Below are 12349 nucleotides of genomic sequence, written 5' to 3' on the forward strand. Positions count from 1 at the left end.
TTGGTAAAGGAGAAAACTATGACCAAGAGTGGATTGGACGACGTCATCGCAACGGAAACTCGCCTTTCGGACGTCGACGGAGAAGCTGGACGCCTGATCATTGTAGGGCTTGCCCTCGAGGAACTTGCCGGTCGTGCAGGCTATGAAGAGACAGCAAGTCTTTTGCTGCGCGGGCTTTTCAATGAGCCAGTCAATGCGCATTCTATGCGAGAGCAGGTTGGACAGGCACGTGTCGAGGTTTTTGCGCGAATGTCCAGATTAGACGCTGATCTCGCTTTTATGCCGCCAGTAGATGCGATGCGCGCGCTGATCGCGCTTCTGCCCGATCAAGGAGATCTTCGCTGCGCCCTCACGCTGATGGCAGCTCCCGCCGTTTTTCTGCCTGCCCTGCTGAGGATGCAGAAGGGCTTGGCTCTGATCGCACCAGATGAGCGCCTTAGTCAGTCCGCCGATATTTTGAGAATGTTGACCGGTGCCATGCCGGACGAAAGCCAGGTTGCAGCCTTGGACGCTTATCTTGTCACGATCTGCGATCACGGCCTGAATGCGTCGACTTTTGCAGCGCGCGTCGTTGCCTCCACCCAAGCAGGCCTCACATCCGCAGTCGTTGCTGCAATTTCCGCTCTGAAGGGGCCACTGCATGGCGGAGCTCCTGGGCCAGTGCTGGATATGCTCGATTCGATTGAGAAGCCTGAACTCGCAAGGTCATGGTTAAGCGCAGCACTCGATCGGGGAGACCGTCTCATGGGTTTTGGTCACCGCATTTATCGCGTGCGCGATCCACGGGCTGACGCTTTGAAGGCAGCGCTAGGTCCGCTCGTAGCCTCCGGGCGTGTCAACAAAGAGCGGATTGCTCTTGCTGAAAGTGTCGAACGCGCAGCTCTGGCAATCCTGAGAGAACGAAAGCCGAATCGCTCGCTCGACGTCAATGTAGAGTTTTACACCGCGGTCCTTCTGGAATCCCTCGGCTTCCCGAGGGATGCATTCACCGGGGTTTTTGCCATAGGTCGAACCGTTGGATGGATCGCACATGCGCGCGAGCAAGCGATCGATGGTCGGCTCATCAGGCCAAAGTCCGCATACGTCGGTGAAATGCCCGCCGCAGCCTGAGCTCGGCATCCTGATCTCAGCACAAATGCTGCAGTTCCCATGCGGATGCTGACAATAAAAAAAGCGCCGCTGCGGTTCGAGCCGCGGCGGCGCTCACTTTTGACCATTGAGTTGCGGGTATGTCTACACGAGGCGGCTTTGCTCGATGGCCGCACCGATGAAGCTTGAGAAGAGCGGATGCGGATCTAGCGGCCTGCTCTTAAGTTCAGGGTGATACTGCACACCAATAAACCAGGGATGATCGGGATATTCGATCGTCTCCGGCAAGACGCCATCAGGCGACATTCCCGAAAAAACGAGACCACAGCTTTCAAGACGGTCCTTGTAGTCGATATTCACTTCGTAGCGATGGCGATGACGTTCAGAGATTTCTGTCGACCCATAGATATCGGCGATCTTGGTATCTTTCTTCAGAGCTGCCCGATATGCACCGAGCCGCATGGTACCGCCCAGATCGCCGCTTGCGGTTCTCTTCTGCAGTTCATTGCCTCTCAACCATTCCGTCATCAAGCCGACCACCGGCTCTTTGGAAGGACCGAATTCCGTTGACGATGCATCTTCAATGCCGGCAAGGCTGCGCGCCGCTTCAATGACGGCCATTTGCATTCCAAAGCAGATGCCAAAATATGGAACCTGCCGCTCGCGTGCGAAGCGCGCTGCCAAAATCTTACCTTCCGAACCACGCTCGCCGAAGCCGCCTGGAACCAGAATACCGTGGACTTTTTCGAGATAGGGAACAGGATCCTCTTTTTCGAAAACTTCCGATTCAATCCATTCGAGATTGACCTTGACCCGATTGGCAAATCCGCCGTGATGCAGGGCCTCGATCAAAGATTTATACGCGTCCTTCAAGCCGGTATATTTTCCAACGATGGCAATCGTGACCTCGCCTTCAGGGGTGCGAATGCGATTGCAAACATCCTCCCATTGCTGCAAGCGCGGTTTCGGGGCCGGTTCGATCCCAAAAGCAGCCAGCACTTCGTTATCAAGCCCTTCCTTATGATAGGCCATTGGCACATCATAAATGTTGGAAACGTCGAGCGCCTGGATAACCGCCGATGGACGGACGTTACAAAATAGCGAGAGCTTTCTGCGTTCGGCTTCAGGGATTTCGCGATCGGCCCGAACAAGAAGAATATCCGGAGCTATACCAAGGGCCTGGAGTTCCTTGACCGAATGCTGTGTCGGCTTTGTCTTCAACTCTCCGGCAGCTGGAATGAACGGCATCAGCGTCAAATGCAGGTAGATGGCCGTGTTGCGAGGAAGATCATTCCCGAGCTGGCGAATAGCCTCCAGGAATGGCATCGCCTCGATATCGCCCACTGTACCGCCGATTTCACAGATAACGAAATCGTAGTCCTGGTTGCCTTCGGTAATGAAGTCCTTGATCTCGTTCGTAACATGCGGAATGACTTGTACCGTCGCGCCGAGGTAATCGCCGCGACGTTCTTTATCAATGATGTTCTTATAGATCCGGCCCGTCGTGATGTTATCGGTCTTCGTCGCCGAACGTCCCGTAAAGCGTTCGTAGTGACCGAGGTCGAGATCGGTTTCCGCGCCATCATCGGTCACGAAGACCTCCCCATGCTGTGTGGGGCTCATGGTGCCGGGATCGACGTTGAGGTAGGGGTCGAGCTTACGCAAGCGAACACGGTAACCGCGTGCCTGAAGGAGAGCTCCCAAAGCGGCAGCTGCAATTCCCTTGCCAAGAGAGGAAACCACGCCGCCTGTGATGAATACATATCGCGCCATGGGAGTCATGGGATACCTTCTCAAAAACGATTCCGCCAGCCTAAAATTCTCAACTAAGAGATTTTAGGGGCGCCAAGTTGAACAATGGCGCACTCTCTGTTCGTGCACCGAAGTGAAGAGCTTTCAACAAAAGAAAACCGGCAGGTCGTAAAACCTGCCGGTAACTTCTTTCTCATACCCGATTACTGGCCGTTCGGAACGGTGCCGGGAGCAGGTTGGGACGGCGCTGCCGGCGTGGTTGTCGACGGCGACGGAGTGGTGGGCGCTGCCGTCGATGGCGCCGGGCTCGCGGGCGCTGTCGCTGGTGCGGCTGGCGCAGCCGGGCTCGTAGGTGCCGGTGCAGCACTTGACGGCGCGCTCGGCGCAGGAGCCTGCGAACCTTCTGTCGGTACGCCGTTGCCGTTCGTTTGGGCCGGGGCAGCCGGAGCTTGGCCGTTAGAAGGGCTCAGGGAATCAAGAATACCATTGCCCTGCCCGCTCGTTGCCGGAATGCGATTCAAGATGTCACTGGTGTTGTTTTGATAGCGGTTCAAAATCCCAAGACCCAAAGAGGTCAGGAAGAAGAGTGTCGCGAGGATCGCCGTCGTGCGAGTCAAAGCGTTTGCCGTGCCGCGCGCAGACATGAAGCCGGAACCGCCGCCGATCCCAAGGCCCCCGCCTTCAGAGCGCTGAATAAGCACCACGCCGACAAGCGCCAGCACGATCATGAGGTGAATAACGATCAGAATGGTTTGCATTGATTGGTTTCCCTGCCCCTGACCGGGGCATAGTTATTTATGGCCGGCTCTTTACATGAGGCCAGCGCCCATTCCAAGCCCTCGCGGACGCTTTTAAGCGAGCAGAGTTTCGTAAGCGCTGTAAATGGCAAGGAAGTCCGCAGATTTCAAGCTTGCGCCTCCGACCAAGGCTCCATCGACATTATCGATTGCCATCAGTTCCGCCGCGTTTGAGGGTTTTACCGATCCACCATAAAGAATCCGGATCTTCTTCCCTTCGCCGCCGAAGCGGGCGACAAGATCATCGCGCATATATTGATGGGCGATCTTGATGTCTTCTGCTGTCGGCGTAAGGCCTGTCCCAATGGCCCATACGGGTTCATAGGCGATGACTGTGTTTTCTGCAGAAGCGGCATCCGGCACTGATTCCAGAAGCTGCCTTTTAAGAACTTGCAAGGTCTGCTCTGCCTGACGCTCTTCCGCGGTTTCGCCGATGCAGATAATCGCCGTCAGATCGGCTGCAAATGCCGCCTCTGCCTTTGCACGGACGAGCGCGTCCGTTTCCCCATGATCGGTTCGCCGCTCCGAGTGACCGACGATCACGTAAGTTCCGAAACAATCTGCAATCATATCAGCAGAAATGTCACCGGTATGAGCACCGGAGACCGCCTGGTGACAATCTTGCGCACCGATTGAAAGCGGGCTGTCAGTTGCCAGCGCAGTCGAAACATAAAGAAGTGTCGCGGGAGGGCAGATGAGAGCTTCGACCTTTTGCGACAGCGGCCCGGACACACCTTCAGCGATCGCTTTGATTTGGCTAAGCGCGTCGCGCGTCCCGTTCATTTTCCAATTGCCCGCTACGAGCGGCCGCACATCTGGCGTCATTTTCTCCCCTCCAAATTACCCGTATGGGCCATAACAAAACGATCTGCGGATTGAAAGCCGGCAACAGAGGAGAGATCAAAAAAGTCGCGCAGAATGAAGCACGCTCAGTTCCATGGCTCGCGACTTCAAGACGACAGGATCCAGTTCAATGTCTCGCGCCAATCAATCATTCTGATTGGCGTTCCATGATTACCGGTATCGAAGAGCGTGAAGCGCGTCGGATAGCCGCTCTTGTGAAGCTTTTCAAAAAGCCCCTGCTGATCGGCTGCCGAATAGACCGGATCGCGGCTCCCATGCCCGAACCAGATGGGACGCTTTGCCTTGAAGTAAGGGCTCTTCTGGAAATCCGGATCCATGACCCCGCTGAGGATGACCATCCCTTTCAACCGCGCCACGCTTGCTTGATCGCGTGTTTCGCCCCAGCAGATCTGACTGCCCATGGAAGCGCAGGCAAGAATAACGGGACGGCCGGGCGCATTTTCACTGGCGTAGCGGATCAACTCGGCGACGGCGCTAGCGCCATCGCTGTCGAAGGTCTTCACCGTCGGTGAGTAATAGACGCCGCCATTGCCGGCGACCAGATTTTTCAGACGATTGAAGTTTCCGCCAAAGGTAAAGTCATTCGCCCCGAGGCGCCGGGTGCCATCTCTGCCGTGGATGAATATCACAGTAAAGGCCGCGTTTTTTGCAGGCCCAACACGCGTGACGTCGATCCTCTTGCCGTTCAATGACAGCGTTTCTTCAACCTGTAGCTTTTTGATCGCAAGCGACACATATTTCTGCTGAACGCGGCGTTCGGGTATGTCGTCGCGACCGTTGATATCGCGCATTTCATCATATCCAATGACTTTGAATGCGCCGCCATCCGCGCTGGAAAGCACCTGTTGTGTTGAAAACAATTCGTCCTTGTAAGGCGGCAAGGTCTCCGCGTTGGTCGAATTAGGCGCAGTAAACAGAAAAAATGCCGCAATTGTCGCGAAATAACGGCAATGACTTGTGGACATCGGCATATCTCAGGCTCCTCTTTCGCGCCAGCGGCTTGCCATTCGTCCGCCAACAAAGCAAATCAGTTATTTGAGAGCGCGACGCGTCAGTTTGAGTAGCGTCGCATAGAGACGCGCTTTCTGGCAGAATCGGCCCGATTCGCAAGCCTGTCACGTAATGTCGCTATTCCGCGTCAGGCGCATCCATCACGATACGGAAGATCTGAACGACCTCATGGACGATAGCAACGACCTTTTCTCCGCTCTTCCCATCGATCAGAAGTCAAAGGCGTCAAACGATGCTTCCGGCGAACCGGCAAAGGCGACCAGCATCGTGAAACCCAATGCGGCGGTCTCGGCATCTGCATCGGGAGATGATTACGGTGCGTCCTCCATCCGCGTGCTGGAAGGCCTCGAGCCTGTCCGCATGCGACCGGGCATGTATATCGGTGGAACGGATGAGAAAGCGTTTCATCATCTTTTCGCCGAAGTGATCGACAACTCGATGGATGAGGCCGTGGCCGGCCACGCCGATTTCATCGATGTTTATCTTGCGTTGGATGGATCGCTGACCGTGACTGATAATGGTCGTGGGATCCCAGTGGAAAATCACCCTCAGGTTCCGGGGAAGTCCACCCTCGAAGTCATCATGACCAAGCTGCACGCTGGCGGCAAATTCGACGGCAAGGCTTATGAAACCTCCGGTGGCTTGCACGGCGTCGGCGTTTCGGTTGTCAATGCGCTTTCGGATATTCTCGAGGTCGAAGTTGCTCGCGGTAAGAAGCTTTATCGTCAGCGATTTTCCCGCGGCGTTCCACTGGCCGGACTAGAAGAACTCGGCGACGTCCATAATCGCCGCGGTACCCGTGTGCGCTTCCATCCCGATCCGCAGATCTTTGGCGAACACGCTAAGTTCGATCCAGGCCGCGTGTTTCGCATGGCGCGATCGAAGGCCTATCTTTTTGGCGGCGTCGAAATCCGCTGGAGCTGCGAAGCCGGCCTATTGCCGGAAGGATCGGATATTCCTGACAAAGCGGTGTTTCATTTCCCTGGCGGCCTGAAGGATTACCTTCAGGCGACCATGGGCAAAGAGTTCACCGTGACGCGGGAAATCTTTGCGGGCAAGACAGAGAAAACAAGCGGCCATGGATCGGTGGAGTGGGCCATCACATGGTATGGCGGCGACCCTCAAGTCCACTCTTATTGTAACACGATCCCGACGCCAGAAGGCGGCACGCATGAAGCCGGTCTGCGCATTGCATTGACCAAAGGCCTGAAGAACTACGCTGAGTTGACGCAAAACAAGCGCGCCCAGCAGATTACCACGGACGACGTGATGATCTCGGGGATCGGCATGCTTTCGGTCTTCATACGAGAGCCGGAATTCGTTGGGCAGACGAAAGACAAGCTCGCCACCGTAGAAGCACAGAGGATTGTCGAAAATGCGCTGCGTGATCCTTTCGATCACTATCTTGCGGGCAATCCAGCGGAAGCGGCCAAACTTCTCGATTGGGTGATTGAGCGCGCAGAAGAGCGGCTGCGCCGGCGTAAAGAGAAGGAAGTCAATCGTAAGACGGCTGTCCGCAAGCTACGCCTTCCTGGCAAGCTCGCCGACTGCTCGCAGAACACGGCAGAAGGCGCCGAACTCTTCATCGTTGAGGGCGATTCGGCAGGCGGCTCGGCGAAGCAAGCGCGCAATCGCGCCAACCAGGCGATCTTGCCGCTTCGAGGGAAGATTCTCAACGTCGCCTCGGCGGGTCGTGAAAAGCTGTCAGCCAATCAACAGCTTGCGGATCTGATTCAGGCGCTAGGATGCGGAACACGCACCAAATATCGCGAAGAGGACCTTCGCTACGAACGCATCATCATCATGACCGATGCGGACGTGGACGGTGCCCATATTGCCTCGCTCCTCATCACCTTCTTTTATCAGGAAATGCCGGAACTCATCCGCGGCGGTCACCTGTTCCTTGCTGTTCCGCCACTTTTCAAAATCACGCAGGGCGCGAAATCGGCCTATGCTCGCGATGATATTCATCGCCAGCAGCTGATGGAGAAAGAATTCAGGGGCAAGGGCAAGATCGAAATTTCCCGCTTCAAAGGTCTCGGCGAGATGTTGCCGGCTCAGTTGAAGGAAACGACCATGGATCCCACAAAGCGGACGCTTCTTCGCGTTGGCATTGACGAAGTGGATTTCGAAGGTACACGGACGGCAGTGGATGATCTGATGGGAACGAAAGCGGATGCGCGCTTCCGCTTTATCCAAGAAAGAGCAGCCTTCGCGGAAAATCTCGACATTTGAGGCCGAGAATAACGGAAGCATCTTGCCATTTGACCTGACGCCGTCACAATGATTGCACAACTAGGATCTAATGGAACTAACCATTGGGGGCGAACCGGTTGAGCAAACCGGGCACTAAAGCTCGTGTTGTTATTGCACGCGTCAACCGCAACGCCCATATTCCCGAGACACGAGCCGGAGCATTACGTTGAGCCTTCCCACCAAAAGCAGCAATAGGAAGAGCGCCCCGCGTTGGATTGGGCCGACGGGCCCAGCCCGAACGCCTCTCATTCCGTCTATTTCTGCGGCCCGGTGGCTGTTGCTTCTTATCGCCGCTGCAGGTGTTTACTTCTTCCACGGCTTCCTTATCCCTGTGCTGGCTGCCCTTGTCATCGGATTTGCCAGCTGGCCGCTATTTCGTCGACTTTTGTCGCAGGTGAATGGAAACACGACGATTGCAGCTACAATCGCGATCATCTGCATCGTGGCCTTCATTGTGCTTCCGCTCGGTTTTGCCATTCACTACACGACCGGCGAAGTGAAAGACTGGCTGACTTGGGCGATCAAAGCAAATCGCGAAGGCGCACCGACACCGCAATGGATGCTGGCGCTACCCTTTGCTGGCCCTTATGTGGACCAGATCTGGACAAAATATGTGGGCAGCCCCGGCGCATTGGGCGAGTTTATTCAGGCAGTCAGCGGTGCGCATATCGGAAATATCTATCGGGCCGTCGTGGTGGCAGGTGGTAATGCGTTTCACCTTCTCCTAACCATGCTTTTCATGCTGATAGCGCTGTTCTTTGTCTACCGCGATGGTAGCGCGTTTTCCCGTCAGATCGATATGCTGGGCGAGCGAATACTCCCCAATCGGTGGGAACGGATTTCGCGCGTCGTTCCGGCTACCATCAGTTCCACTGTCGTGGGCATGACATTGATCGCTATTGGCGAGGGCATCGTTCTCGGCGTTGCCTATTTTATCGCTGGCGTTCCCTCACCCGTTACCCTCGGCGTCATCACCGGCATCATGGCCTTGATACCAGGTGGCGCGCCCCTCTCCTTCACCCTTGTTTCGGTCTATCTCGTGGCAAGCGGTTCGCATGTTGCCGGGATTGCCCTATTGACCTGGGGGACGGTCGAACTCTTCATTGTTGATAAGACGCTGCGACCAAAGCTTGTGGGCGGGCCTATCAAGCTTCCTTTCCTTCCCACATTCTTCGGCCTGGTTGGCGGTGTGAAGACTATGGGCTTTCTGGGACTGTTCATTGGACCGGTGCTCATGGCGCTTCTCGTGGCGATATGGCGCGAGTGGTTGCGTGATATCGCAGAGACCCCGGAAGAGCCAATGGCGGAGGCCGTTATTGGCGAAACTCAGCCTCCGACACGTCGTATTGCCGAAGGCTGATATTGGTAAAGCGATGTCGGAAGGCACGCTGAGCCGACCTCGGAACTGGTGTGAAACAGCCTGTCATCTCGCCAGTGAGTTTAGGGCCTTGCCTTCTTTCGGTTTCAATTCAGGGGCACAACAGGCGCTTTAGATCTTCATTGAAAGAATCCGATATGTCTGCTGCTCTTATTGCAATGACGATTTTAGGATGCAACGACGCGGTGACGAGCTGCCGCTATGTCGCGACGGTCGACAAGAAGTGGGAAACGGTTGCTGACTGTAACACTGCCTCTGAAAAGAGAGTTCAGCTCTATACAAACGCAAATTACCCCACTGTTATTGCGGTATGCGAAAAACCTCAATCAGAGGAAGTAAGTCCGACAGTTGCTGCAACCCCGCCAGAAAACCAACCCAAACCGCCTTTAGAGACCGTGCAGTCTCCCAGCTTTGCTGCACGGATCGCTGCTGAAGTAAGAGCGCATCTTCCGTCAGGCAATGCAATGACCACCGTCATTGCCAAACCGGTACATTACGTGTCGGATGGCTATGCCTGGATGGTACGTCAGTTCTGAGTCCTCGGAGGAAGCAGACCCCAGTTTCGTGAAACCACGAGCTGTTCGACGAGACCCCGACTCCGCTTGCCTGTGCTTAAAGCGCTTTGTCGCAATTTCTATTTTTGAGCAGCGATTAGGCGGCAGTCAAAAGGCGCGACGACGCATATTGGCGTGCAAAGGCTCGCTGTTCGTCGATCTGAAGTCGTTGCACAAAATCAATGAGTTCTTGTCTTGAATTTAGCTGCCCACCCGCTTTACCGAAACGTGACACCAGCTTGCGCGTCACACCGGCCATGATCGTTTCTCGCCGGCTAGCCGCGGCATTCCTCCATAACATCGTCGCCTCAACAAAGACGACGGTCATGTCGGAAGGAATACCAGCCAAATCATAGAGCGCAGATACAGCGTGACTGCGACCGTTTGCGATCACCGAGCGAACACGGCGCTCATCGCATCGTGTCAAAGCGACGATGGCTGCCGCAAAGAATTCGGTTCTGCCGGTGCAGAGGGCACGCATCATAAGCGAGGTAGTCAGCTGTTCGGTTTGTTGCAAAAAGCCGACAAGCTCAGGAAGCTGCTCTGGCAAAGCCTCTTCGGCGATGGCACACGCTGTCGTCTCCAGCGCCTCACGCGCCATCTCTTCTAGATGATCTTGCGGAAGTACGGCCTGGACCAACGGCATGTCTGCGAAAGCAGCGGATAGCCGCATTGCCAGCAAATGGCGCGCTTGCAGCGTCAGATCCGACCTCGACAAGAGAACATCCCTGATTTCGTTGTTATGTCCGAACCGTTCCGCGATCCGGGTAAGTGAAAAGGACGGCAGCGACGCACCCTCATTTTCCAACAAACAGAGCAGTTCGTCTTTATCTCCAATTTCCGCGATGGCTGCGCAAACCGACGGGGAAAGCTGCGCTCTCGCAGCAATCATCATGCGCGTCGCGCTGCTGCCACGAACTGCAATCTCAACCAGATCATGATCGGACAGCAGTGGCGAACATATCAACACGTGGCCCGCCACTTCAGGCTTATCGCCAGCCAGTGACAAAACGACGGCGCGTGGAGCGTCTTTCGACCAAGCCAGAGCTTCTGAAAGCGCTGCGCGCACAGCCGGCGCCGGATCGTCAAGGAGATAGACCATCGCCATTTCTGCCGCATGCCGTTCGTCGACAGACATTGGCGAGAGAAGATAGGCCCGCCCTAACGCATTTGCAGCGCGCGCTCTATCCTTAGACTTCGCACCTCGTGCCCAACGAAGAAAAGCGTCAACGACCACAATACGCCCCGATTCTCATCGCGCTTCCGAAAGCGCGGTACCCTTATGAAAACCGTAAAGACAAATGGTTTACTTTCCGTTCACCATGTTATTGAGCTCATTACTTTTTCAGATCCGTCCGACCAAGCTTCTTGCGACGACTTAGACTTTCGGTCGCATCATTTCGAACACTTCGCTCGCTTCGTTATAGTCCATATATCCCAAACGAGCTACGGGCTTTGCCAGCGCCATATCGAGACGCCCGTCTCTGATGATGCCTTCATCGATGTGGATACCGACCACCTGGCCAAAGGCCATAATGTTTTCAGAGGGCGCGCAATCCAGACCTTTTGGGACGATGATCTCCGTGACCTTGCACTCGAGGACGGCAAGCGCTTCGGCGACGTAGGGCGCATCGACGATCTTTCCCATTTCTGGCGTCAGGCCAGCAAAGGAAAATTCATCGACACCATATGGCAGCGCAGCCGACGACAGGTTCATTTTCTCCACCAAATCCCTGCCGACAAAGTTGCAGGTGAAGACACCGGTTTCCTCAGCGTTTTTTACGCTGTGTTTTGCGCCTGCCGATGAGAACATGACCAGCTTAGGCCGATCGGACACCGCGTTGAAAAACGAATAAGGGCCGAGATTGAGCGAGCCATCCTTGCCCTTGGTTCCGATCCAGCCGATCGGCCGCGGCGAGACGATTGCCTTGAACGGATCATGCGAAAGGCCGTGGCGATTTGTATCGGTGGTGTAGAACATGCTCTCAGCTTTCGCCATGCCAGGTAACGACGTCAGACAATTCGGGCCGCGGGCGTTCGACAGGTGGGAAGGTTGTGGATCCGATATGGATAAAGCCAGCCACTTTCTCTCCGTCCCGCACGCCAAGAAGCGGATAAGCGCGCTCATCGAAGGCGAACCATTCGGACAGCCAATTGGCGACATATCCATGGGCATTCGCAGACATGATGAGATTGAGGCACACCGCGCCGGCTGACATGACCTGCTCCCATTCGGGTATTTTGACGTGCGGCGCAGCCGTGCTCATTACGCCAACAACCACAGGCGCGCGCGTAAAACGGTTCCTCTCGACCTCAATCATTTCAGCCGAAAGATCAGGCTTGGCTTTAAGAGCAAGTTTAAGCAGCTCTTCGCCAAGGCGCGCCCTTTCCTCGCCCCGGTAAATGATGAAACGCCATGGTGCGAGTTTGCCATGATCGGGAACCCGAACGGCTAAGCGCAAGATATCTTCAATTTCAGCCTTGTCAGGCCCAGGTTCGCACATCTGAAATGCAGGAATGGAACGGCGGGTGGCCAAGTAGTCGATCAGCTTGATATCTGATTTCATGGGGAAGCTTTCATTATCTATCATCGAGGCCAGGCAGGGTCTTGAATTTGCCATGGCATTGGTTTTGAAGTGGCTTGTATG

11 protein-coding genes are annotated in these 12349 nt (G+C 55.4%); 4 read left to right on the forward strand and 7 right to left on the reverse strand.

All coding sequences use genetic code 11. The features are described 5' to 3' along the window. The first annotated feature begins 18 nt into the window (after positions 1–18). The gene (locus VQ830_RS19090) at positions 19–1110 is read left to right on the forward strand and encodes a citrate synthase/methylcitrate synthase (protein WP_337269739.1); all 1092 of its coding nucleotides are present in this window, start codon (positions 19–21) and stop codon (positions 1108–1110) included. 123 nt (positions 1111–1233) lie between these two features. Here VQ830_RS19090 and pyrG read toward each other — a convergent pair whose 3' ends face one another. The 4 genes from pyrG to VQ830_RS19110 form a co-directional block, all read right to left on the reverse strand. Next, positions 1234–2871: a CTP synthase gene (pyrG, locus tag VQ830_RS19095; protein ID WP_337269740.1), complete on the reverse strand. Its 1638-nt coding sequence runs from the start codon at positions 2869–2871 to the stop codon at positions 1234–1236. Between the two features lie 173 nt (positions 2872–3044). After that, the gene (gene secG, locus VQ830_RS19100) at positions 3045–3599 is read right to left on the reverse strand and encodes a preprotein translocase subunit SecG (RefSeq protein WP_337269741.1); all 555 of its coding nucleotides are present in this window, start codon (positions 3597–3599) and stop codon (positions 3045–3047) included. A gap of 93 nt (positions 3600–3692) precedes the next feature. After that, positions 3693–4463, reverse strand: coding sequence for a triose-phosphate isomerase (gene tpiA / locus VQ830_RS19105; protein ID WP_337269742.1), 771 nt, complete (start codon positions 4461–4463; stop codon positions 3693–3695). Between the two features lie 125 nt (positions 4464–4588). Further along, complete coding sequence (locus tag VQ830_RS19110; RefSeq protein ID WP_337269743.1) at positions 4589–5473, reverse strand: alpha/beta hydrolase; 885 nt, start codon at positions 5471–5473, stop codon at positions 4589–4591. A gap of 208 nt (positions 5474–5681) precedes the next feature. On the opposite strand from VQ830_RS19110, the gene parE reads away from it, so the two are divergent. The 3 genes from parE (at position 5682) to VQ830_RS19125 (ending at position 9683) form a co-directional block, all read left to right on the forward strand. Continuing rightward, positions 5682–7748: a DNA topoisomerase IV subunit B gene (gene parE, locus VQ830_RS19115; protein WP_337269861.1), complete on the forward strand. Its 2067-nt coding sequence runs from the start codon at positions 5682–5684 to the stop codon at positions 7746–7748. A 235-nt stretch (positions 7749–7983) separates the two neighbouring features. Then, positions 7984–9129, forward strand: coding sequence for an AI-2E family transporter (locus VQ830_RS19120; RefSeq protein ID WP_438618297.1), 1146 nt, complete (start codon positions 7984–7986; stop codon positions 9127–9129). A 155-nt stretch (positions 9130–9284) separates the two neighbouring features. Next, positions 9285–9683, forward strand: coding sequence for a hypothetical protein (locus VQ830_RS19125; protein ID WP_337269745.1), 399 nt, complete (start codon positions 9285–9287; stop codon positions 9681–9683). A 115-nt stretch (positions 9684–9798) separates the two neighbouring features. Here VQ830_RS19125 and VQ830_RS19130 read toward each other — a convergent pair whose 3' ends face one another. The 3 genes from VQ830_RS19130 to VQ830_RS19140 all read right to left on the reverse strand — a co-directional run bounded on the left by VQ830_RS19130 (position 9799) and on the right by VQ830_RS19140 (position 12268). Then, a complete protein-coding gene (locus VQ830_RS19130; RefSeq protein ID WP_337269746.1) occupies positions 9799–10938 on the reverse strand; it encodes a DUF2336 domain-containing protein in 1140 nt (379 codons plus the stop codon). Between the two features lie 141 nt (positions 10939–11079). After that, positions 11080–11682, reverse strand: a complete 603-nt coding sequence (locus VQ830_RS19135; RefSeq protein ID WP_337269747.1) for a flavin reductase family protein — start codon at positions 11680–11682, stop codon at positions 11080–11082. 4 nt (positions 11683–11686) lie between these two features. Further along, complete coding sequence (locus tag VQ830_RS19140; RefSeq protein ID WP_337269748.1) at positions 11687–12268, reverse strand: nitroreductase family protein; 582 nt, start codon at positions 12266–12268, stop codon at positions 11687–11689. Between the last annotated feature and the right edge of the window lie 81 nt (positions 12269–12349).

The sequence above is a fragment of the Oryzifoliimicrobium ureilyticum genome, assembly GCF_037199735.1.
Lineage (GTDB): Bacteria > Pseudomonadota > Alphaproteobacteria > Rhizobiales > Rhizobiaceae > Rhizobium > Rhizobium ureilyticus.

What these genes read in the sequence shown, in the direction of transcription:
- VQ830_RS19135 (WP_337269747.1), bottom strand. Translation starts at nt 11,682, where the DNA reads ATGTTCTACACCACCGATACAAATCGCCACGGCCTTTCGCATGATCCG.
- pyrG (WP_337269740.1), bottom strand. Translation starts at nt 2,871, where the DNA reads ATGACTCCCATGGCGCGATATGTATTCATCACAGGCGGCGTGGTTTCC.
- VQ830_RS19125 (WP_337269745.1), top strand. Translation starts at nt 9,285, where the DNA reads ATGTCTGCTGCTCTTATTGCAATGACGATTTTAGGATGCAACGACGCG.
- parE (WP_337269861.1), top strand. Translation starts at nt 5,682, where the DNA reads ATGGACGATAGCAACGACCTTTTCTCCGCTCTTCCCATCGATCAGAAG.
- secG (WP_337269741.1), bottom strand. Translation starts at nt 3,599, where the DNA reads ATGCAAACCATTCTGATCGTTATTCACCTCATGATCGTGCTGGCGCTT.
- VQ830_RS19140 (WP_337269748.1), bottom strand. Translation starts at nt 12,268, where the DNA reads ATGAAATCAGATATCAAGCTGATCGACTACTTGGCCACCCGCCGTTCC.
- VQ830_RS19110 (WP_337269743.1), bottom strand. Translation starts at nt 5,473, where the DNA reads ATGCCGATGTCCACAAGTCATTGCCGTTATTTCGCGACAATTGCGGCA.
- tpiA (WP_337269742.1), bottom strand. Translation starts at nt 4,463, where the DNA reads ATGACGCCAGATGTGCGGCCGCTCGTAGCGGGCAATTGGAAAATGAAC.
- VQ830_RS19090 (WP_337269739.1), top strand. Translation starts at nt 19, where the DNA reads ATGACCAAGAGTGGATTGGACGACGTCATCGCAACGGAAACTCGCCTT.